Below are 20,665 nucleotides of genomic sequence, written 5' to 3'. Positions count from 1 at the left end.
GGTCGACGGGAGGACCGACGGGAGGACCGAGGGGAGGGCGGCGTCTCCACGTGCAACACTGCGGAGATGCCGTCCCCCACGCAGCGTGCCCTGGTCCGGGTGCCGGCCCGACTGCGTCCGTTCCTGGTGCGGCACCGCAGGCTGGTGAAGTTCCTGCTGGTCGGCGGCGTCTGCTTCACCCTCACCCTGGTGATCGACTTCGAGCTGAAGTTCACCGTGCTGGAGCACGAGCCGGTGGTCGCGCTGACGATCGCGACCGTGATCTCCACCGGCGTCTCCTACGTGCTCAACCGTCGCTGGGCCTTCCGGACGGCCGGGCACCCGCGCGAGGTACTGCTGTTCTTCCTGGTCAGCGCCATGGCGATCGCCGTCAACGACCTGCCGCTGGTGGTCTCCCGCTACGCCCTGGACCTGCGCGAGCCGTACGTCGGCCCGTTCGCCCAGGAAGCCGCGGACTTCCTCAGCGGGATGGTCGTCGGCACCTTCGTCGCCATGCTGTTCCGTTTCTGGGCGATGCAGCGGTGGGTCTTCACCCGGCCCGCTGAGCGGGGGCACCCGCGGTACGAACCCGGTTACGCTGCACCCGAGATGCCACGGGATGCGCCATGAGGCCGTGAGGTGAGGGTTATGCGCGGGGAACCGGACGCGCTCCGGAGCGGGCCCGCCAGCCAACAGGGGATGCGCCGGGCCAACCTGGCCCTGGTACTCGGGGTGATCGCGCACACCCCGTGCTCGCGGGCCGAGGTGGCCGCCGAGACCGGGCTGACCAGGGCCGCCGTGTCCTCGCTCGCCGAGCAGCTGATCGCCGGCGGCCTGGTCGTCGAGGAGGGCCCGGCCACGCCCAGCGGCAAGGTCGGCCGCCCCGGCACCGCGCTCGGGCTCAACCCGCTCGGACCGGGCGGCCTCGGCGCCGAGATCGGCGTGGAGCACCTCGGCGCCTGCGTGGTCGACCTGCGCGGCGAGGTCCGGACCTGGCGCCGTCGCGAGGTCCGCAACCGGGGCCGGCAGCCCGCCGCGGTCATGGCCGACCTCGCCGAACTGCTGCACGCGGCCGTCGCCGAGGCGGGTCTGCGCCCGGCCGGGCTGACCCTGGCCGTCCCCGGGCTGGTCGGAACCTCCGGCGGGGTGCTCCAGCGGGCCGCCAACCTGGGCTGGCGGGACGTCCCGCTGGCGGCCGAACTGCGCCCGGCGCTGCGCGCGGCCGGTGCCGCCGACCTGGCCGAGCTGCCGGTCGAGGCGGACAACGAGGCCAACCTGGGCGGGCTGGCCGAACGGTGGCTGGGCGGCGGGCCGGAGGACTTCCTGTACGTCTCGGCCGAGGCCGGCGTCGGCGCGGCCATCGTGGTCGGCGGGCGGCTGCTGCGCGGGGCACGCGGCTACGCGGGCGAGTTCGGCCACGTGCCGGTCCACCCGGGCGGCCCCCGCTGCGCCTGCGGCGCGCACGGCTGCCTGGAGCAGTACGCGGGGGAGGCGGCCGTGCTCCGGGCGGCCGGGCCGGCGGGCACGCGGGGCGACTGGGTGACGCTGCTCGCCGGGCGGGCCGGGGCCGGGGACGATCCGGCCCGCGCGGCGCTGGCCGGGGCCGGTTCGGCGCTGGGCATCGCGGCCGCCGGGGCGGTCAACCTGCTGGACCCGGCCGAGGTGGTGCTGGGCGGCGGCTACGCCCGGCTGGCGCCCTGGCTGCTGCCGGCGATGCGGGCCGAGCTGGCCGCCCGGGTGACGGTGCGGCCCTGGTCGGACGAGCGGCTGACGGTGTCCCGGCTGGGTCGGCGCGGGCCGCTGCTGGGCGCTGCGGTGGGTGTGGTGCGGGCGGTCGTCGCGGACCCGGGCCGGCTCGCCGGCGGCTGAACTCCCGCCCCGGGACACGCCGGAGCCCCCGGCCGGGCGGCCGGGGGCTCGGGTGGAGGCAGGCGGAGGGTCAGGCTTCGGAGGGCCCGGCCTCGCGAGGGGTCAGGCCTCGCGAGGAGTCAGACCTCGGCGGGCGCCTCGGCGGCGACGATCTCGCGGCCGCCGGAGCGCGGGCCGCGCAGCACGGCCAGGTAGGCGACGGCGATGCCGATCAGCGCCCAGACCACCAGGACCAGGATCGGCATGCCCAGGTTGGTCGAGCCGAAGTAGGCGATCGACTTGGTGGCGCTGGTGCCGGCGCCGTTCGGGATCAGCGAGCCGATCGCCCGCCAGAACGGCGGCATCATCGGTGCCGGGTAGACGCCGCCGGCGCTCGGGTTGCCCAGCACCACGAAGATCAGCACCGCGACGCCGATGCCGATGACGTCGAACAGGCACTGCAGCGCCATGGTGAACGCGCCGACCGTGAACACCACCAGGGCGCCGATGCCGGTCAGGGCCAGGATCGAGCCGGGCAGCGCGTCCAGCACCGGGCCGGCGATGATCGTGCCGCCGAGGCCGGCGCCGACCGAGTACAGCGCCAGCACGCCGAGGCGGATCAGCAGGCGGTGGACGTTGGCGGGCTTGGAGCCGGCGCTGATGCCGAGGATCGAGGCGACCAGGTAGCCGCCGACGCACCAGCCGATGACCAGGTAGAAGGCGGAGAGGCCGTTGGTGTCGCCCTTGGCGAGCGGCACGACGTCCTCGACCTTGACGGTGCGGCCCTGGGCCTTGTCCAGCGAGGTGGTGATGGTCTCGGCGGCCTTGGCGGCGGAGGTGCCGCGGGCGCCGCCGACCAGCAGGGTGTCCTCGGTGCCGGTCGGGTTCACGACCAGCGCGGCGTAGATCTCCTGGTCCTTGATCTGCTGGGTGGCCGTCTCGGCGTCCGGGGCGGTGACGGCCTTGACGGCGTCGTCCGGCACGGACTCCAGGGCCTGGACCAGCTTGGGGGTGACCTGCGGCGGGGCGACCACCGCGATCGACAGCCCGTGCGGGGCCGGGTGGTGCAGCGCCCCGACGTACGAGGTGATGAAGCCGAGCTGCAGCAGCAGCACGCCGATCACCAGCAGTGCCGCACGCGGTGTGACCGCGCCCTTCAGTTCAGCGACGAAACCCTGCCCCGGGGCGGCCATCCACATCTCCTTGTGTATTGGGGGAAAACGGATACTTCATACCATGAACTAGTTGGCTTGTCTCACTGCACGCGCCGCCTTCGAGCCCGTGCGGCTGCGGGATACTGGCGCGGTGAGTGACGAGGAAGCCCTGCTGGCGGTGGAGCGCGAGGTCGCGCTGATGTTCCGGCGGGGCCGGGCCCGAGTGGCGGAGCTCTCACGCCGGGTGCACCCCGAGCTGGAGGGGATGGCGTACAGCCTGCTCGGCTACATCGAGCAGGCCGGGCGGGTGCGGGTGACGGACGTCGGCGTGCACTTCGCGGTCGGCAAGGCCACGGTGAGCCGGCAGATCCGGGCGCTGGAGGAACTGGGCCTGGTGGCCCGGGAGACGGACCCGCAGGACCGTCGGGCCGCACTGGTCTCGCTGACCGAGGACGGGCGGCGGCGCTACCTGGCGGCGCGGGACGCCCGGATGCGGCGGGTGCGCGAGTTGCTGGGCAACTGGTCGCCGGAGGACGTGGACCGCTTCGCGGAGCTGCTGCACCGCTTCAACGACGTGATCGGGGAGCCGCCGGTGGAGTGACCGGGGCCCGGGCGGGGCCCGGGCGGGACTCGGGCGGGGGTCGGGCAGGTGTCGGGGCGGGGGATCGGCAGGGGTCGGGGTGAGGCCTTTACTTGGGCTTGAAGAAAGTTGCCTTAGTCAACCATCGGGCCTATGGTTGCGTAAGGCAACGAAATTTCCCTGCCCGCGCATCCCCACTCCCCGCCCACTCCTCCCGCCGAAGGACCCAGATGACCGTCACAGCCGAGGCGACAGTCGGAGCCGCCGTCGACGATCAACCGATGACCCACCGGCAGGTGATGGAGGCGCTGTCCGGCCTGCTGCTCGGCCTCTTCGTGGCCGTGCTCTCGTCGACCGTCGTCTCCAACGCCCTGCCGCACATCCTCACCGACCTGCACGGCGGCCAGTCCGCCTACACCTGGGTGATCACCGCGGCCCTGCTGACCCTGACCGCCTCCACCCCGATCTGGGGCAAGCTCTCCGACCTCGTCAGCAAGAAGCTGCTGCTGCAGATAGCCCTGCTGATCTACATCGCCACCTCCGCCCTGGCCGGCCTCTCGCAGAACACCGCCGAGCTGATCGCCTGCCGCGCCCTCCAGGGCATCGGTGCCGGCGGCGTGGTCGCGCTGGGCCAGATCTGCCTGGCCGCGATGGTCCCGCCGCGCGAACGCGGCCGCTACAGCGGCTACTTCGGCGCGGTCTTCGCGCTGGCCACCATCGGCGGCCCGCTGATCGGCGGCGTCATCGTGGACACCTCGTGGCTGGGCTGGCGCTGGTGCTTCTACGTCGGCATCCCGTTCGCGCTGGCCGCGATCCTGGTGGTGCAGCGCACCCTCAAGCTGCCGGTGGTCAAGCGCAAGGCGAAGATCGACTACCTGGGCGCGCTGGTCATCACCGGCGCCGTCAGCCTGCTGATGATCTGGATCACGCTGGCCGGCACGAACTACGACTGGCTGTCCTGGCAGACCGCCGCGATGGTCGGCGGCGGCCTGCTGCTGGGCGCCCTCGCCGTGGTGATCGAGCGCCGCGCCGCCGAGCCGATCATCCCGCCGGACCTCTTCAAGTACCGCACCGTCTCCCTGGCCGCGCTGGCCAGCGTGCTGGTCGGCGTCGGGATGTACGGCGCGACCACCTTCCTCAGCCAGTACTTCCAGCTGGCCCGCGCCAAGTCCCCGACGATGGCCGGCCTGATGACCCTGCCGATGATCCTCGGCCTGGCGGTCGCCTCCACCGTCGCCGGCCGGCTGATCACCAAGTACGGCAAGTGGAAGGCCTACCTGGTCGCCGGTACGGCGCTGCTCGCGATCGGTTTCGGCCTGCTCGCCACCGCCCGCGTCGACACCGACTACAAGCTGCTCTGCGTCTACATGGCGATCACCGGCATCGGTCTCGGCCTGACCAGCCAGAACCTGGTGCTCGCGGTGCAGAACACGGTGCCGCGCCACGAACTCGGCGCGGCCAGCTCCGTGGTGACCTTCTTCCGCACCATGGGTGGCGCGATGGGCGTCTCCGCGCTCGGCGCGCTGATGAACAGCAAGGTGACCCACTACCTCGCGGAGAACCTGGCCGCCGCGCACATCCCGGCCGGGAGCGCGGCCGGCGGCGGGGGCATCCCGGACCTGCACAAGCTGCCGGCCCCGATCGTCCCGCTGGTGACGGACGCGTTCGGACACGGCGTCGGCACCGTCTTCCTGTGGGCCGCGCCGTTCGCGGCGCTGGCCTTCGTCACGGTGCTGTTCATCCGGGAGACCGCGCTGAAGACCAGCCAGCAGGGCTGACTCCGGGCGGGGACGCGCGAACGGGCCGGGGAGTGTGATCCACACTCCCCGGCCCGTTCGGTTCGTCCCGCACACGTCCGGGCGGGAACCGCCGGATCAGGCCCTACGGCGCGGCGATCAGGACCAGGCCGTAGACGACGGCGGCGGCGCAGAGGCCGAAGCAGGCGTAGGCACCGACCAGGGCCAGCCGGCCGCCGCCCGGCTCCTGGGCGGCCTCGCCCTCGCGGGCGCTCAGCGCGGCCTCGCGGCGGGACAGGGCCAGGATGCCGAGCGCGAAGACGGCGACCACGGCGACGGTGATGCCGAAGCTGGCACCGGCGGTCTGGGCCAGGGCGTTCCACTTGATGTGCATGGCGGGTGCTCCTCAGCCGGCGGCGCTCAGGCCGCGACCGTGGTCGAGGCGGGGGTGGGGGCGTTCGCGGTGGCGGCGGTGGCGGGGACCTCCACCGGGGTGACGTCGTTGACGTTGTCCGCGCTGACCGGCTGGCGGCGGGAGATCAGCCACATCGCACCCGAGCCGGCCACCAGCACGGCTCCGACCAGGACGATGCCCCAGGTGCCCTGGCGGACCAGCAGCGCGGCGCCGCCCGAGACCAGCGCGGCGGCCGGCAGGGTCAGCGCCCAGGTGTAGACCATGCGGCGCACCAGGCTCCAGCGCAGCTCGGCCTTCGGGCCGCCGAGGCCGGCGCCCATGATGCCGCCGGAGCAGACCTGGGTGGTGGAGAGGCCGAAGCCCATGTGCGAGGAGGTCAGGATGACGGTCGCGGCGGCCGACTCGGAGGCGAAGCCCTGCGGCGCCTTGATGTCCGCCAGGCCCTTGCCCATCGAGCGGATGATCCGCCAGCCGCCCATGTAGGTGCCGAGCGCGATCGCGGCGCCGGCCGAGATGATCACCCAGGTGGGCGGCAGCGCGCCGTGCGGCAGGGCGCCGACCGACACCAGGGTCAGGGTGATGATGCCCATCGTCTTCTGGGCGTCGTTGGTGCCGTGCGCGAGCGAGATCAGCGAGGACGAGAAGATCTGGCCGGTCTTGAAGCCCTTGGTGGCGGTGGCCTCGTTGCCCTTGCGGGTGATCGCGTAGGCCAGCTTGGTGCCGCCCCAGGAGGCCAGGCCGGCGACCAGCGGGGAGGCGATCGCCGGAATCAGGATCTTGGAGAGGACGGTGTCGAAGTTGACGCCGTTCATGCCGACGCCGACCACGGTGGCGCCGATCAGGCCGCCGTACAGCGCGTGCGAGGAACTGGACGGCAGGCCGCGCAGCCAGGTCAGCAGGTTCCAGAGGATCGCGCCCGCCAGTGCGGCGAAGATGATCTCGGGGTGGATGCCGCTCTTCTCGTTGACGATGCCGCCGGAGATGGTGGTGGCGACCTTCACGGACAGGAACGCGCCCGCGAAGTTGAGGACGGCCGCGATGGTGACCGCGACCTTCGGCCTGAGGGCTCCCGTCGCGATGGAGGTGGCCATCGCGTTGGCGGTGTCGTGGAACCCGTTGGTGAAGTCGAAGGCGAGCGCCGTGATGATCACAACGGCTACCAGGAACGAGATGTGTTCCATACCCAAACAATCGTCGTAGTTGTCGCACGGACGTTGGTGTCGTCGCGACCGTAGGTCTGTTTGGTAAACGGAAGGTGAACTGAGCCGGGAATCGTGGTTCCGCTGGTGTCCCAGTGGTGTCCGGAAGCTTTCGGAGGGGTGTCGGCGGTCGCGCTGAGCTGGACATTAGCGAAGTTCGCCCCGGTTCGCTCCGGTTTGCTGAGAGCTCTCTCACAGATCAACCGAGAATTAACCTCCCAGTCCGGATGCGCCCTGTTTCCGGTGAGTAACCCGTGGGAGGATCTGCGGGATCCGGGGACGCCGGTGACAGGCTGGGGCGGGGAGGACCAACCCATGGGCGGGGCTGCACAGCGCACTGAGTCGGCAGTCGTACGGCCCTGGCTGCGGGCGGCACTGCGCTGCGGAGCCGCCCTCGCGGCCGCCGCGCTCGCCCTCCCGCTCGCCGCCCAGGCCGCGTACGCCGCCCCCGATCCGGGAGCCCCGATCACCGCGGCCAGCCCGGGCGACGACCCGCTCGCCGCCGCCAAGGCCACCCTCGGCCCGCTGCTCGACCAGTTGCACACGCTCTACCAGAGCGCCGAGACCGCCACCGAGCAGTACAACGGCGCCGTCGCCAAGGTCGCCGAGCAGCAGGCCGCGCTCACCGACCTCCAGGGCCGGCAGGACCGCCAGCAGAAGCAGGTCGACGCCGGCACCGACATCGCCTCCCAGCTCGCCGCCGCCCAGTACCGCAACGGCGCCGCCTCCGCCTACGCCGAACTGCTGCTCTCCAAGGATCCGTACGAGGCCGTCACCATCGCGGAACTGCTCACCGCCGCCAGCCGCTCGCAGTCCGAGTTCCTGGACCGGCTGAAGAGCGACCGCGAGGCCCTCGCCGGTCTGACGAAGCAGACCGAGGACGCGCTCAAGACCTCCCAGACGCTGGTCACCCAGCAGGACGCCGCCAAGGCCAAGGTCGCCACCGACCTCGCCTCCGTCGAGCAGCTGGTCTCCTCGCTCACCGGCGCGCAGCGCACCGAACTGGAGAAGCTGGAGAAGGCCAAGGCCGACGAGGCCCAGCTCGCCTTCCTCGCGTCCGGCGCCCTCGGCAAGGGCGAGCGCACCCCGTCGGTGGCCGGCCGCGCCGCCGTCGCCTTCGCGCTCGCCCAGCTCAACAAGCCGTACCTGTGGGGCGGCGCGGGGCCGGACTCCTACGACTGCTCGGGCCTCACCTCGCAGGCCTGGCTGCACGCCGGGCTGCCGATCCCGCGCACCAGCCAGGAGCAGTGGGCCCAGCTCCAGCGCATCCCGCTGAACCAGCTCCGCCCCGGCGACCTGGTCATCTACTTCGAGGGCGCCACCCACGTCGCGATGTACATCGGCGGCGGGCTGGTCGTCCAGGCGCCCCGGCCGGGCGCCGTCATCAAGGTGTCGCCGATCGGTTCGATGCCGATCCTCGGCGCGGTGCGGCCCGACCCGTCCGGCGCGGCGGACGAGGCCGGCGGCAGCTGGAAGGTGCCCGACCTGCCCGCCGGCTGGGACGTCGTCACCCCGATCGCGCCCAGCCCGGCCAACCAGGTCCCGACCACCCCGGCCCCCGGCACGCCCGCCAACCCGTCGGCCACCCCGGGCACGCCGTCCACCACCCCGGACACGCCCGCCGGCACCGGCACCGGAACGCCCACCGACCCGGGGACGCCGTCCGGCACCGGCACCACCGCCCCCGGCACGCCCACGCCGACCGGGACCGGCACGCCCGCCCCGACCGCCCCCGGCACTCCGACGCCGACCGGCACGGGCACCGGGACGCCCACCCCGACCGGGACCGGCACCCCGAACTCCACCGGCGCCGCCACCACCAGCACCAGCGGTTCGGCGAGCGCCGCGGCCCCGGGCAGCGCCACCGCGACCCTGCCGCTCGGCACCAACTGAGCCACGACGAAGGCCGCCCGGCGTCCACGGACACCGGGCGGCCTTCGTCATGGGCTACTCCGGGGAGCCGGTGTCCGGCTCGAAGCGGACGACCACGGCCTTGGAGGTCGGCGTGTTGCTGATGTCGGCGGTGGAGTCCAGCGGGACGAGCACGTTGGTCTCCGGGTAGTAGGCCGCCGCGCCGCCGCGGGCGACCGGGTAGTGGACCACCCGGAAGTGCGGGGCGCGCCGCTCGACGCCGTCCCGCCACTCGCTCACCAGGTCGACGAACCCGCCCTCGGCCAGGCCCAGTTCGGCGGCGTCGGCGGGGTTGACCAGGACCACCCGGCGGCCGCCCTTGATGCCCCGGTAGCGGTCGTCCAGGCCGTAGACGGTGGTGTTGTACTGGTCGTGCGAGCGCAGCGTCTGCAACAGCAGGCGGCCCGGCGGGACCTCGGGGGCGGTGAGCGGGTTGACGCTGAAGTTGGCCTTCCCGGTCGCGGTGGGGAAGGTCCGGGAGTCGCGCGGGCCGTGCGGCAGGGTGAAGCCGCCGGGGCGGCGGACCTTCTCGTTGTAGTCCTCGAAGCCGGGGACGACCCGGGCGATCCGGTCCCGCAGGGTGTCGTAGTCGGCGGCGAAGTCCTCCCACGGCACGGTGTCCCCGGGGCCGAGGGCGGCGCGGGCCAGCCGGCAGACGATCGCGGTCTCGGAGAGCAGGCCCGGGGCGGGCGGGCGCAGGCCGCCGCGCGAGGAGTGCACCTGGCCCATCGAGTCCTCGACGCTGACGAACTGGGCGCCGGCGCCGGTGACGTCCCGGTCGGTGCGGCCCAGGGTGGGCAGGATCAGCGCCCGGGCGCCGGTGACCACGTGCGAGCGGTTGAGCTTGGTGGAGACGTGCACGGTCAGCCGGCAGCGGCGCATCGCGGCCTCGGTGACGTCCGTGTCCGGGGTGGCCGCGACGAAGTTGCCGCCCATCGCGAAGAACACCCCGACCCGGCCGTCGCGCATCGCCCGGATGGTGTCCACCGAGTCGAGGCCGTGCGCGCGCGGCGGCTCGAAGCCGAACTCCTTGCCGAGCGCGTCCAGGAAGGCCGTCGAGGGCCGCTCGAAGATGCCCATCGTCCGGTCGCCCTGGACGTTGCTGTGCCCGCGCACCGGGCAGACCCCGGCGCCGGGGCGGCCGACGTTGCCGCGCAGCAGCAGGAAGTTGACCACCTCGCGGATGGTGGGCACGGCGTGCTTGTGCTGGGTGAGGCCCATCGCCCAGCAGACGATGATCTTCCGGGAGCCCAGCACCAGCCGGCCGAACTCCTCGATCTGCTCCCACGGCAGGCCGGTCGCGGCGAGCACCTCGGCGCGGTCGGTCGTCCGGGCCTGTTCCTCGAACTCCTCGAAGCCGTGGCAGTGTTCGGCGACGAAGGCGCGGTCGACGCCGTCCTGCTCCAGGATCATCCGGTTGAGCGCGCGGAACAGCGCCAGGTCCCCGCCGAGGCGGATCTGCAGGAACAGGTCGGTCAGCTTGGTGCCGTTGCCGACCAGGCCGCGCGCGTGCTGCGGGTTCTTGAAGCGCTCCAGGCCCGCCTCCGGCAGCGGGTTCACGCTCACGATGGTGGCGCCGGCCCGCTTGGCGCGCTCCAGCGCGGAGAGCATCCGGGGGTGGTTGGTGCCCGGGTTCTGGCCGGCCACGATGATCAGGTCGGCCTGGTAGAGGTCCTTGAGGCTGACGCTGCCCTTGCCGACGCCGAGCGTCTCGGTGAGCGCCGAACCGGACGACTCGTGGCACATGTTGGAGCAGTCCGGCAGGTTGTTGGTGCCCAGCCGGCGGGCGAACAGCTGGTACGCGAAGGCGGCCTCGTTGCTGGTCCGCCCGGAGGTGTAGAAGGCGGCGCCGTCCGGGGTGTCCAGGGCGCGCAGCTCCTCGGCGATCAGCGCGAAGGCGTCGTCCCAGGAGACCGGCGTGTAGTGGGTGGCGCCCTCGTCGAGCAGCATCGGCTGGGTGAGGCGGCCCTGCTGGCCCAGCCAGTAGCCGGAGCGCTCGGCCAGTTCGGCGACCGGGTGGGCGGCGAAGAACTCGGCGCGGATCCGGCGCTCGGTGGCCTCCTCCGCGACGGCCTTGGCGCCGTTCTCGCAGAACTCCGCCGTGTGCGTCTTCCCCGGCTCCGGCCAGGCGCAGCCGGGGCAGTCGAAGCCGTCCGGCTGGTTGACCTTGCGCAGCGTGGCGAGGGTGCGGCGGGCGCCCATCTGTTCGGCGGCCATCCGCAGGCTGTGGCCGACCGCGGGCAGCCCGGCCGCCGCTTGCTGGGGCGCGGACACCTCGGGGGCGTCCTGCGCCGGGTCGCTCTGCGGGGCCTGCTTGGCCATGACCGCTTCTCCTCGGCTCTGCTCGTCCGGTGGCCGTGCCACCGGGGGCCGCCGCGCCGTCGCGGGGGCTCGGGGCCCATCCTTCCACCCGGGTGGAGGCGGGGGGAGGGGGGCCGAACGGGCGTCGGTGGAGTCGGAGGGTGGGGGCGGCGCGACCGTCACCGCGATCCGGCTGCCGGCCGTGCCGTCTCGCGCCCGCCCTGCCTCGCGCCCGCCCCGGGGCCTGCCTTCAGGCCCCCGCCGTCCGCCCGGAGGGCGGGCGTGGCGCGGTCGGGGTGCGGGCGCCGCCCGGCGGAGCAGGGGCGGCGACCGACGACAGCGCGGCGAGGCGCGTGCCCGGGCGGCGGCGCACGGGCGGGGGATCGTCGACGGGCCCCGGGGTGGCGGTCGGGAGCGCGGCCAGTGCCCGCAGCAGCGCGCGGGCGGCGGCGTCGTTCTGCCGGAATCCCGGGGAGTTGGTGCGGGGTCGGGCGAAGGCGGCGGCGGCGCGCAGGCTGGTGTGCGGGCCGAGTGCGGTGCGCCGCGGGTGCGGGGCGCCGTCCAGGGCCGGGTCGAGCAGCCGGCTGTCGCCGGGGGCGATGGTGACCAGGCCGGAGCGGTGGGTGTACTCCTCGTCGGCGACCACCTCCTCCACGAGCCGTCCGGCGCGGTGCAGTTCGCGCAGCACCGGGTCGAGCGTGCGGGTCAGCTGGTGCTTGGGCAGGTACGCCTCGACCAGGGCGGTGGCGGCGACGGTGTGGCCCGGCACGGTGTCGCCGGAGGCCCGCCAGGTGCCGGTGGCCTCGTCCCGTTCGACCCGGACGCCGGCCCCCAGGAAGCGCACGATCCCGGCCTCGGAGAGGGCGAGCAGCTGGCGCAGCCGGAAGCCGGGCGGGCCGGAGGCGAGGTAGCTGAAGTAGCCGAAGAACCACCCGTCGACCTCTTCGGCGACCGAGCGGGCGGTGAGCTGGCCGGTCGCGAGGATGCGCGGGAGCTGGCCGAACAGCGAGAGCAGGGCGAGGAAGGCGCCGAGGTCGGCGCTGTGCGCGGGGTCGGCGCGGCGGTCCGCGTCGGCGGTGACGTAGGCGCGCAGGTGCTGCTGGAGTTCCTCGGCGGAGCCGAGTTCGAGGCCGGCCAGCGGGTGGTCGAGGCGTTCGAAGTCGATCCGGTCGGCCGGGTCGGGTACGGCCTCGGCGATCAGGGCGGCCAGGGCGGGGGAGTACCAGTCGTGCCGGTCGAACCGGGCCAGGAACTCCGGCCAGGGCAGCGCGGTGCGTTCGGGGTGGGCGTGGAACAGCTCGTGGTAGTGCCCGAAGGCGGTTTCCTTGGCCATCAACGGCCAGAAGTCGCGCCGGAGTTCGAGCGGCCCCCCGGTGGCGAGGACGGCGTCCACGGCGGCCGCGTCGAAGTACCGGGGGAGCGGGGCGGGCGGCCCCTGGAGGCGGTAGCCGGTCTTGGAGTGGTACGGGACGCCGCGCCGGGAGCCGAGGTGCAGCACCGGTTCGCGGCCGGACGGGCGGTAGCGCAGCCCGTCCCCGGTGGGCTCGAAGCGGCCGCCGCGCCCCTCGGTGAGCAGGGCGACCAGGTCGACGGAGGCCAGGCCGAGGCCGCGCAGCACGACGTGTTCGCCGGGGGCGATGCCGTTCAGGTCGGCGTCGGCGGAGTAGGCGGGCGGGAGGTGGAAGCGGCCGTGCCGGGCGGCGAATTCGGCGTCGGCGGCGTGCCGGGGGTGCGGGGTGGAGTCGAGGTGTCCGAGGGTGAGGGCGACGTGGTCGGCGGTGAGCGTCCGGTCGGTGAGGTGGACGGTCTGCGGGCCGTCGGGCGCGCCGTCGATCCGCCGGACGGTGTCCCGGTGCACGGTGACCGTGACGTGCGGCGGCAGGTCGGCGACGGCGCGGCGGAACGCCCAGTCCAGGTAGGCGCTCTGGGCCCGGCGGGTGGGGAAGTCGGTGGGCGCGAGGGTGTCCAGTTCGGCCCGGACGGCCGGGTCGGCGACCTCCCGGTAGGGCGCGAACTCCCGTCGCCGGAGCGCCCATTCGGCCAGCGAGGGGCCCGGGCGGACCGGCCCGTCGATGGTCGAGCGCTCGTCGGTGAACATGGTGACGTCCTCGGCCATCGAGTTCATCCGCAGCAGCGGGGACTGCTCGTGGCGCCAGATCCGGCCCGCGCCGGGCGGGTGCGGGTCGACCAGGTGGACGTGCAACGGCCGGTCGGCGGGCAGGAGTTCGGCCGCGTTGGCGGCGATCCGCTCCAGCAGGCCGGTGCCCCGCGGGCCCGCGCCGACGATCACCAGAAGACTCATGCCGCCACCTCGCGCAGCCGTCGCAGGGCGGCCCGGGCCCGTTGCAGCGGGGTGGGCGGCAGGCCGTCCCGGGTGGCGCCCTTGGCGTAGTGGCGTTCGACGTAGTACTGGCCGATGGACAGCAGGGTGGTGACCACCAGGTACCAGATGGTGGCGACCACCAGCATCGGGATGACCTGGTACGACTGCAGGTAGACCAACTGCACCGAGTAGAGCAGGTCGGAGACGGCCAGCACGCTGACGATGCTGGTGCCCTTGAGCGCGCTGATCAGCATGTTCCCGGCGGTCGGCACGATCGAGCGCATCGCCTGCGGGACGACGATCCGGCGCAGCACCCGCCACCGGCCGAGGCCGAGCGCCGCGGCGGCCTCCAACTGGCCGCGGTCGACGGACAGGATGCCGCCGCGGATCACCTCGGCGGCGTACGCGGTCTCCAGCAGGGTGAGGCCGATGACGGCGGTGAGGGTGGGGCCGATCAGGTTGACGGTCTTGACGGTGATGAACTCGGGGCCGAACGGGATGCCGAGGCCGAGCGTCGGGTAGAGCGCGCCGATGTTGAAGAAGAACAGCAGCTGCACCAGTGGCGGGGTGGAGCGGAAGATCCAGATGTAGCCCCAACTCAGGCTGCGCAGCACCGGGTTGCCGGACATCCGCATGACGGCGAGGCCGGTGCCGAGGACGAAGCCGAGGGCGAGGGTGACGGCGGTGAGCCAGAGGGTCAGGGTGAGGCCGTTGAGCACCGACCTGGCGGTGAACCAGTCGGCGACCACGCCCCACTGGAAGGCCTTGTTGCGGACGACGGAGCTGACGGCCATCGCGGCCAGCAGCAGCGCGATCCCGGCGCAGACCCACTGCCCGGGCCGGCGGCGGGCGACGATCCGGGCGTCGGGGGCGGGCGCCGGGGCGGGGTGGTCGGGGGCGGAGGCGGAGGGAACGGCGGGGGCGGGGAGGAGGTCCTGCGGGGTGGCCATGACGGCGGCTCCTGGCGGAGGTGCGGGCGGGCGGGAGGTACGGGTGTGGTCACGTACGGCCGTCGCACCGGCCCGCGTCCCTCAACACGGCCGGCGCTGTGCACTGCACTCCGCCGTGATCGTACGCATGCGCGATCGACGGCTGTCAAGGGTGGTCCGGGCCCTGACCGGGGCCCGGCGCGGACCGGTCGCAGGGCGACAGGAGATCGCAACAGAGCGGCAATGATGGATGGTTGACGGACCACTTGGCAGGCTGTTCAACTTGAGGCCATGTACGCCGAGCAGCCCCTGGTCACCCGCGACCACATCGACTTCGGTCGGGTGTGGTCCGCGGCGTGTCGCGGCTGACCCGGCAGCGGGCCGCCCGTCCGGCCCTGATCTCCCTCGGGGAGCCCTCCCTCGGTCTGCCCCGCCGCGGGCCGGGACCCGCCGTCCGCAGCTGACGGCGTCCCAGGCGCACGCTGCCGTCTGACGGCCTCGCACTGAACTCCGGCAGTACTCCCTCGTCCACGCCTGCCTCCCACCTCCTCCCGCCGCGTGCGAGCGCCGACACCGTCGTCGGCGCGGCCGCCGCGCACCCGTACTCGGCCGCCCCGCCCCGGCCGCCTCCGGCCTGCCCACCCGCAGTCCACCGGACTCCGCTCACCCCGAAAGGTTCCGCCATGCCCGTCGAATTCCTCGGTATCGCCGCCACCGGCGATGGCTCGGAGACCACCCCCCGTTCCACCGCCGCCTTCGACCGCGACTACACCCTGCGGCTGGCCCGGGCCCACGAGGACCACGGCTGGGACCGGGTGCTCTTCGCGTACGGCGCCGGCTCCCCGGAGCCCGCGGCCGCGGCGGCCTTCCTCGCCTCGCGCCTGGACCGGCTGCAGATCCTGCTGGCGCACCGGCCGAACGTCTCCTACCCGACCTTCGCCGCCAAGACCTTCGCGACCCTGGACCAGATCAGCGACGGGCGGCTGACCGTCCACTTCATCACCGGGGGCAGCGACCACGAGCAGCAGCGCGAGGGCGACTTCCTGTCCAAGGACGAGCGCTACGAGCGCACCCGCGAGTACATCGGCATCGTCAAGAAGGCGTGGACCAGCCGGGAGCCCTTCGACCACGAGGGCACCCACTACCGCTTCAACGACTTCGTCTCCGACGTCTTCCCGGTCCAGCAGCCGCGCCCCGGGGTCTCCTTCGGCGGCTCCTCGGAGGCCGCCTACGCGGCCGGCGGCGCCGAGGCGGACGTCTACTGCCTGTGGGGCGAGCCGCTGGCCCGCACCGCCGAGCAGATCGAGCGGGTGAAGGCGGCGGCCCGGGCCGCCGGGCGCACCGACGTGCCGCGGATCCAGGTGGCGTTCCGGCCGATCATCGCGCCGACCGAGGAACTGGCCTGGGAGAAGGCGCACCGGACGGTGGCCGTGATCAAGGCCCGCCGGGAGTCCGGGGAACTGGTCCGCCGGGGCCGCCCGCTCGGTGCCGCCACCCCGGAGAACACCGGCTCCCAGCGGCTGATCGAGATCGCCGAGGCCGGCGAGCGCTACGACCGCGCGCTGTGGACCCCGACCGCCGCGGCCACCGGCGGGGCCGGCAACTCCAACGCCCTGGTCGGCACCCCGGAGACGGTCGCCCAGGCGCTGCTCGACTACTACGACCTCGGCGTGGACATCCTCTCCGCCCGCGGCTACCACCTGCTCGACGACGCGATCGACTTCGGCCGCCACGTCATCCCGATCGTCCGCGAGGAGGTCGCCAAGCGGGACGCCGCCAAGGCCGCGGAGGCGGCCGCCCGGGCCGAGCGCGACCGGCACCAGCTGATCGCGGTGCAGGCGTGAGCGGTCCGGCCGGGAGCCCTGCGGTGGTGAGCGGTCCGGCCGTGAGCAGTACGGCCGTGAGCGGTGCGGCGGTGAGCGGCCCGGCTCCCCGGGTCGGCCCGGCGGGCGAGTTCCGCCGGGTCACCATCGACGACCCGCTGGTCGAGCCGCTGCTGCGCGAGCTCACCCACGAGTACGTCAGCCGCTACGGCCCCGACGCGCACCAGGAGATGACCCGCTACCCCCGGGACGCCTTCGCCGAGCCGCACGGCGTGCTGCTGCTCCTGCTGGAGGACGGCGACCCGGTCGCCGGCGGCGCGTACAAGCGGTACGACGAGCGCACCGCCGAACTGAAGCGGATGTGGACGCACTCCGCGCACCGCCGCCGCGGCCTGGCCCGCCGGGTGCTGGCCGAGCTGGAGCGGACGGCGGCGGCCGCCGGCTACGCCCGGATCTACCTCACCACCGGCCCGCGTCAGCCCGAGGCCAAGGGCCTCTACCTGGCGTCCGGCTACACCCCGCTGTTCGACGTCGCCGCCGACCCCCTGACGATCGGCCCGCTCCCCTTCGAGAAGCACCTGCCGGTGCTGGCTCCGACCCCCTGAAAGGCCCCCCGTGAGAAGCACCACCGTCCGCCGCCGCCTGCTCGCGGCCACCGCCCTGCTGCCGGTGCTGGCGCTGGCCGCGTGCGGCTCGGACCCGAAGATCGCGGGCCCGGCGGGGGCGAGCGGGCCCGCCGCCACCGCCGTCTCCCAGGACGTCGTCTCCGGCCTCGCGAAGTCGGACGCCGCCGCCGCGCTGCTGCCCGAGGAGGTCCGCAAGGCCGGCACGCTCACCTTCGGTGCGTCCTTCGGCTCGCCGCCCACCGCCTTCTACGCCGACCAGGCCGCCAAGAAGCCGGCCGGGATCGACGTGGACTTCACCGACGCGGTGGCCAGGCTGCTCGGGCTGACCGTGCAGCGCCAGGAGGCCGCCTTCGAGACCATCCTGCCCGCCCTGGACAGCGGCAAGTTCGACGTCGGCACCGGCAACTTCGGGGTCACCGCGGCCCGGCTGAAGACCATCGACTTCGTCACCTACATCGACGACGGCCAGGGCTTCGCGGTCCGGAAGGACAACCAGGACGTCCAGCCGGTCACCGACCTGGTCCAGCTCTGCGGGCTGACCATCGGCACCGGCGCCGGCACCACCTTCGAGACCACGCTGAACGCCAAGCGCGGCGTCTGCACCGACGCCGGGAAGAAGCCGTACGAGGTCAAGGCGTTCAGCGACGCCGGCGCCGTGCTCACCGGCCTCCAGCAGGGCCGGGTCGACGTCCTGATGTCGACCATCAACGGCCTGCGCTACCAGGCCGCGCAGGAGGCCTCCGGGACGCGCTTCCTCGGCGAGTTCCACCGGCTGGACGTCGGCTTCGCGTTCAAGAAGGGCTCGAAGCTCACCCCGGCCTTCCAAACGGCGGTCAACCAGCTGATCAAGGACGGGACGTACGAGCGGATCCTCAGGAAATGGGGGGTCACCGACTCGGCGATCAAGGAGTCCCGGATCAGCCCGCCCGAACACCCGTGATCCCCGGGCCTGCCGAAGGAGCCCCCCGATGACCGTCAGCACCACCGCGACGCCCCAGGCCCCGGCCGACCGGGCGCCGGCGTCCGGCCCCGGCCCGGGCTCAGGCCCCGGCCCGGGCTCAGGCCTCGACCTCGACGAACTGGCCGGTCTGCGGGCCGTCCCCGCCCGGCACCCCTGGCGCTGGGGGATCGGGGTCGCCGCCCTCGTCCTCCTCGCCCAGTTCGCCCACGGCCTGGCCACCAACCCCGGCTGGGACTGGGCCACCTTCCGGGTCTACTTCACCGCCGACACGATCGTCCAGGCGGTCGGCCGCACCCTCGAACTCACCGCCTACGGCACCGTGCTGGGCTTCCTGCTGGGCGCCGTGGTGGCCGCGATGCGGCTGTCCCGCAGTGCGATCCTGCAGTCCATCGCCTGGGCGTACGTGTGGGTGTTCCGCTCGATCCCGCTGATCGTCCAGCTGGTGTTCTGGTTCAACCTGTCGTACCTCTACAAGCGGTTCGGGATCGGCATCCCGTTCGGCCCGACCTTCGGGGACTTCGAGACGGTCGGCGTGCTGAGCGCGCTCGGTGCCGCCGTGCTCGGTCTCGGGCTGCACCAGGCCGCGTTCGCCGCCGAGATCATCCGCGGCGGTGTCATCGCGGTGGACGCCGGCCAGCGGGAGGCCGCCACCGCGCTCGGCATCCCGCGCTGGCGCCAGGGCTGGCGGATCGTGCTGCCGCAGGCGATGCGCGGCATCCTGCCGGCCGCCGCCAACGAGGTGATCTCGCTGCTCAAGGGCACCTCGGTGGTCTACGTGATGGCCATCGGCGAGCTCTTCTACCAGGCTCAGGTGGTCTACGGCCGGACCGGCCGGGTGGTGCCGCTGCTGATGGTCGCCACCGTCTGGTACGTGCTGCTGACCACGGTGCTGTCCATCGGCCAGTACTACGTCGAGCGCTACTTCGCCCGCGGCGCGCAGCGCACCCCGCCGCCCACCCCGCTCCAGCGCGCCCGGGCCTTCGTCCGGAGCCTGCCCGCCCGCACGCCGGCCGCCCGTACAGCGACCGCCCGCACGCCGGCCGCCCGCACCACCGGAGGACGTCGATGACCACGCTCACCAAGACCGAACCGGCGGCCGCACCGATGGTGCAGGTCCGCGGCCTGCACAAGAGCTTCGGGCCACTGGAGGTGCTGCGCGGCCTCGACCTGGACGTCCCGGCCGGCTCCGTCACCGTGGTGCTCGGCCCGTCCGGCTCCGGCAAGTCCACGCTGCTGCGCGCGATCAACCACCTGGAGAAGCTCGACGGCGGCTACGTCGCCATCGACGGCGAGCTGATCGGCTACCGGCGCTCCGGCGACCGGCTGTACGAGCTCAAGGAACGCGAGGTGCTGCGCCAGCGCACCCACATCGGCTTCGTGTTCCAGAACTTCAACCTGTTCCCGCACCTGACCGTGCTGGAGAACCTGGTCGAGGCGCCGATCGCCGCGCTGCGCCGGCCCCGGGCCGAGGCCAGGGCGACGGCGCTGGCGCTGCTGGAGCGGGTCGGGCTGGCCGACAAGGCCGCCGCGTACCCCCGGCAGCTGTCCGGCGGCCAGCAGCAGCGGGTGGCGATCGCCCGGGCGCTGGCGCTGGAGCCGAAGGTGCTGCTGTTCGACGAGCCCACCTCGGCGCTCGACCCGGAGCTGGTCGGCGAGGTGCTGGACGTCATCAAGGACCTCGCCCGGACCGGCACCACCATGATCGTGGTCACCCACGAGATCGGCTTCGCCCGCGAGGTCGCCGACACCGTCGTCTTCATGGACGGCGGTGTGGTGGTCGAGCAGGGCCCGCCGGCCGAGGTCCTGGACCGCCCCCGGCACGACCGCACCCGGGCCTTCCTCGCCAAGGTCCTCTGACCGTCTCTCCGCCCCCCTTCACCGAGCAGGAGTTCCGCCATGTCCCTACCCCGTCGCGCCCTGGTGGCCGCCGCCGGCGCGTTCGCCGCCGCCCTCGCCCTGACCGCCTGTGGTGGCGCGTCCTCGGGAGCCTCGGCGGAACTCGCCCCGGCCAAGGGCAGCACCGCGCCGAACGGCGCCGTGGTGAACCTGACGGCCGATCAGAAACGGGTGACCACGGCCAAGGTCGACGCGATCGCGGCGCTCGTCCCGGAGGAGATCAGAAAGCGGGGGACGCTGACCGTCGCCGACTCCCTCGGCACCACCCCGCCGCTGGACTTCTACGCCAACGACGACAAGACCGTCATCGGCGTCGAGCCGGACATCGCCACCCTGGTCGGCAACGTGCTCGGCCTCAAGGTCGAGCTCACCGCGGGCTCCTGGGAGAACATCTTCGTCGGCCTGGACAGCGGCAAGTACGACGTCGGCATCTCCAACATCACCGTCACCGAGGCGCGCAAGGAGAAGTACGACTTCGCCACCTACCGGCTGGACGTCCTCGGTTTCGAGGCCAGGAAGGGCAGCGGCCTCAAGGTCACCGGCGCCAAGGACCTGGCGGGCAAGTCGGTCGGCGTCGCCACCGGCACCAACCAGGAGAAGCTGCTGATCTCCTGGAACGAGGAGAACACCAGGAACGGCCTCAAGCCGATCGACATCAAGTACTTCCAGGGCACCGAGTTCTACCTGGCGCTCTCCTCCGGCCGGATCGACGCCTACGTCGGCCCCAACCCCAGCCTGGCCTTCCACGTCGCGCAGACCGGCGAGACCGAGATCGTCGGCACCTACTCGGGCGGCGGCGCGGACGTCCTCGGCAAGATCGCCGCGACCACCCGCAAGGGCAACGGGCTGGTCCAGGCGCTCAACGGGGCGCTGAACGAGGTGATCAGGAACGGCAGCTACGGCCAGGTGCTCAAGCGCTGGGGCCTGGACAACGAGGCCGTGCCGACCTCCGAGATCAACCCGCCCGGACTGCCCAAGCCGTAG

The 20,665-nt window shown here is 73.3% G+C and carries 17 protein-coding genes; 11 read left to right on the top strand and 6 right to left on the bottom strand.

Going from position 1 to position 20,665, the window contains the following annotated elements; genetic code table 11:
* Positions 1–66 precede the first annotated feature (66 nt).
* Both ACIPLC_RS06475 and ACIPLC_RS06470 read left to right on the top strand, forming a co-directional pair.
* Positions 67–609, top strand: a complete 543-nt coding sequence (locus tag ACIPLC_RS06475) for a GtrA family protein (RefSeq protein WP_400471642.1) — start codon at positions 67–69, stop codon at positions 607–609.
* 18 nt (positions 610–627) lie between these two features.
* Positions 628–1,848, top strand: coding sequence for an ROK family protein (locus ACIPLC_RS06470; RefSeq protein ID WP_400471640.1), 1,221 nt, complete (start codon positions 628–630; stop codon positions 1,846–1,848).
* 119 nt (positions 1,849–1,967) lie between these two features.
* Here the strand turns inward: ACIPLC_RS06470 and ACIPLC_RS06465 are convergent, their stop codons facing one another.
* Positions 1,968–3,020, bottom strand: coding sequence for an ABC transporter permease (locus tag ACIPLC_RS06465; protein WP_400471638.1), 1,053 nt, complete (start codon positions 3,018–3,020; stop codon positions 1,968–1,970).
* A 112-nt stretch (positions 3,021–3,132) separates the two neighbouring features.
* Between ACIPLC_RS06465 and ACIPLC_RS06460 the strand changes: the two genes are divergently transcribed.
* Together ACIPLC_RS06460 and ACIPLC_RS06455 are read left to right on the top strand one after the other, a co-directional pair.
* Entirely contained in the window at positions 3,133–3,582 is a 450-nt protein-coding gene (locus tag ACIPLC_RS06460; RefSeq protein ID WP_400471636.1) for a MarR family winged helix-turn-helix transcriptional regulator, read from the top strand.
* Positions 3,583–3,842: 260 nt separating this feature from the next.
* Positions 3,843–5,339 carry an MDR family MFS transporter gene (locus tag ACIPLC_RS06455; protein WP_400471634.1) on the top strand — a complete coding sequence of 499 codons (1,497 nt, stop codon included), beginning with the start codon at positions 3,843–3,845 and terminating at the stop codon, positions 5,337–5,339.
* 103 nt (positions 5,340–5,442) lie between these two features.
* On the opposite strand, the gene ACIPLC_RS06450 is transcribed toward ACIPLC_RS06455, so the two are convergent.
* Both ACIPLC_RS06450 and ACIPLC_RS06445 read right to left on the bottom strand, forming a co-directional pair.
* Positions 5,443–5,691 carry a hypothetical protein gene (locus ACIPLC_RS06450; protein ID WP_400471632.1) on the bottom strand — a complete coding sequence of 83 codons (249 nt, stop codon included), beginning with the start codon at positions 5,689–5,691 and terminating at the stop codon, positions 5,443–5,445.
* Positions 5,692–5,717: 26 nt separating this feature from the next.
* Entirely contained in the window at positions 5,718–6,893 is a 1,176-nt protein-coding gene (locus ACIPLC_RS06445) for an anion permease (RefSeq protein WP_400471630.1), read from the bottom strand.
* A gap of 333 nt (positions 6,894–7,226) precedes the next feature.
* Between ACIPLC_RS06445 and ACIPLC_RS06440 the strand changes: the two genes are divergently transcribed.
* The gene (locus tag ACIPLC_RS06440; protein WP_400471628.1) at positions 7,227–8,804 is read left to right on the top strand and encodes an NlpC/P60 family protein; all 1,578 of its coding nucleotides are present in this window, start codon (positions 7,227–7,229) and stop codon (positions 8,802–8,804) included.
* Positions 8,805–8,858: 54 nt separating this feature from the next.
* On the opposite strand, the gene ACIPLC_RS06435 is transcribed toward ACIPLC_RS06440, so the two are convergent.
* The 3 genes from ACIPLC_RS06435 to ACIPLC_RS06425 form a co-directional block, all read right to left on the bottom strand.
* Entirely contained in the window at positions 8,859–11,144 is a 2,286-nt protein-coding gene (locus tag ACIPLC_RS06435) for an FdhF/YdeP family oxidoreductase (protein WP_400471626.1), read from the bottom strand.
* 229 nt (positions 11,145–11,373) lie between these two features.
* Entirely contained in the window at positions 11,374–13,425 is a 2,052-nt protein-coding gene (locus tag ACIPLC_RS06430; protein WP_400471624.1) for an FAD/NAD(P)-binding protein, read from the bottom strand.
* Positions 13,422–14,396 (bottom strand): amino acid ABC transporter permease, encoded by a 975-nt coding sequence (locus ACIPLC_RS06425; RefSeq protein WP_400471622.1) that lies wholly within the window; start codon positions 14,394–14,396, stop codon positions 13,422–13,424. Before ACIPLC_RS06425 ends, ACIPLC_RS06430 begins: the two co-directional genes overlap by 4 nt.
* A 662-nt stretch (positions 14,397–15,058) precedes the next feature.
* Here ACIPLC_RS06425 and ACIPLC_RS06420 point away from each other — a divergent pair.
* The 6 genes from ACIPLC_RS06420 (at position 15,059) to ACIPLC_RS06395 (ending at position 20,665) form a co-directional block, all read left to right on the top strand.
* On the top strand, positions 15,059–16,219 hold the full coding sequence (locus ACIPLC_RS06420) for an LLM class flavin-dependent oxidoreductase (RefSeq protein WP_400471620.1): 1,161 nt from the start codon (positions 15,059–15,061) through the stop codon (positions 16,217–16,219).
* Positions 16,220–16,290: 71 nt separating this feature from the next.
* A complete protein-coding gene (locus ACIPLC_RS06415) occupies positions 16,291–16,803 on the top strand; it encodes a GNAT family N-acetyltransferase (RefSeq protein WP_400471792.1) in 513 nt (170 codons plus the stop codon).
* 10 nt (positions 16,804–16,813) lie between these two features.
* Positions 16,814–17,764 carry an ABC transporter substrate-binding protein gene (locus tag ACIPLC_RS06410; RefSeq protein WP_400471618.1) on the top strand — a complete coding sequence of 317 codons (951 nt, stop codon included), beginning with the start codon at positions 16,814–16,816 and terminating at the stop codon, positions 17,762–17,764.
* Positions 17,765–17,792: 28 nt separating this feature from the next.
* Positions 17,793–18,854 carry an amino acid ABC transporter permease gene (locus ACIPLC_RS06405; RefSeq protein WP_400471616.1) on the top strand — a complete coding sequence of 354 codons (1,062 nt, stop codon included), beginning with the start codon at positions 17,793–17,795 and terminating at the stop codon, positions 18,852–18,854.
* Complete coding sequence (locus ACIPLC_RS06400) at positions 18,851–19,642, top strand: amino acid ABC transporter ATP-binding protein (RefSeq protein WP_400471614.1); 792 nt, start codon at positions 18,851–18,853, stop codon at positions 19,640–19,642. The genes ACIPLC_RS06405 and ACIPLC_RS06400 overlap by 4 nt, the downstream gene beginning before the upstream one ends.
* A 39-nt stretch (positions 19,643–19,681) precedes the next feature.
* Positions 19,682–20,665 carry an ABC transporter substrate-binding protein gene (locus tag ACIPLC_RS06395; protein ID WP_400471612.1) on the top strand — a complete coding sequence of 328 codons (984 nt, stop codon included), beginning with the start codon at positions 19,682–19,684 and terminating at the stop codon, positions 20,663–20,665.

Source organism: Kitasatospora sp. NPDC086801 (genome assembly GCF_044745805.1).
GTDB lineage: Bacteria > Actinomycetota > Actinomycetes > Streptomycetales > Streptomycetaceae > Kitasatospora.
The sequence above is the reverse complement of the archived record's forward strand: the minus strand, read 5'-3'. Positions and strand labels throughout refer to the sequence as shown.

Excerpts from the sequence above, each read along its gene's own strand:
- ACIPLC_RS06475 (WP_400471642.1), top strand. The coding sequence starts at position 67 with ATGCCGTCCCCCACGCAGCGTGCCCTGGTCCGGGTGCCGGCCCGACTG.
- ACIPLC_RS06470 (WP_400471640.1), top strand. The coding sequence starts at position 628 with ATGCGCGGGGAACCGGACGCGCTCCGGAGCGGGCCCGCCAGCCAACAG.
- ACIPLC_RS06465 (WP_400471638.1), bottom strand. The coding sequence starts at position 3,020 with ATGGCCGCCCCGGGGCAGGGTTTCGTCGCTGAACTGAAGGGCGCGGTC.
- ACIPLC_RS06455 (WP_400471634.1), top strand. The coding sequence starts at position 3,843 with ATGACCCACCGGCAGGTGATGGAGGCGCTGTCCGGCCTGCTGCTCGGC.
- ACIPLC_RS06450 (WP_400471632.1), bottom strand. The coding sequence starts at position 5,691 with ATGCACATCAAGTGGAACGCCCTGGCCCAGACCGCCGGTGCCAGCTTC.
- ACIPLC_RS06445 (WP_400471630.1), bottom strand. The coding sequence starts at position 6,893 with ATGGAACACATCTCGTTCCTGGTAGCCGTTGTGATCATCACGGCGCTC.
- ACIPLC_RS06440 (WP_400471628.1), top strand. The coding sequence starts at position 7,227 with ATGGGCGGGGCTGCACAGCGCACTGAGTCGGCAGTCGTACGGCCCTGG.
- ACIPLC_RS06435 (WP_400471626.1), bottom strand. The coding sequence starts at position 11,144 with ATGGCCAAGCAGGCCCCGCAGAGCGACCCGGCGCAGGACGCCCCCGAG.
- ACIPLC_RS06430 (WP_400471624.1), bottom strand. The coding sequence starts at position 13,425 with ATGAGTCTTCTGGTGATCGTCGGCGCGGGCCCGCGGGGCACCGGCCTG.
- ACIPLC_RS06425 (WP_400471622.1), bottom strand. The coding sequence starts at position 14,396 with ATGGCCACCCCGCAGGACCTCCTCCCCGCCCCCGCCGTTCCCTCCGCC.
- ACIPLC_RS06420 (WP_400471620.1), top strand. The coding sequence starts at position 15,059 with ATGCCCGTCGAATTCCTCGGTATCGCCGCCACCGGCGATGGCTCGGAG.
- ACIPLC_RS06405 (WP_400471616.1), top strand. The coding sequence starts at position 17,793 with ATGACCGTCAGCACCACCGCGACGCCCCAGGCCCCGGCCGACCGGGCG.
- ACIPLC_RS06400 (WP_400471614.1), top strand. The coding sequence starts at position 18,851 with ATGACCACGCTCACCAAGACCGAACCGGCGGCCGCACCGATGGTGCAG.
- ACIPLC_RS06395 (WP_400471612.1), top strand. The coding sequence starts at position 19,682 with ATGTCCCTACCCCGTCGCGCCCTGGTGGCCGCCGCCGGCGCGTTCGCC.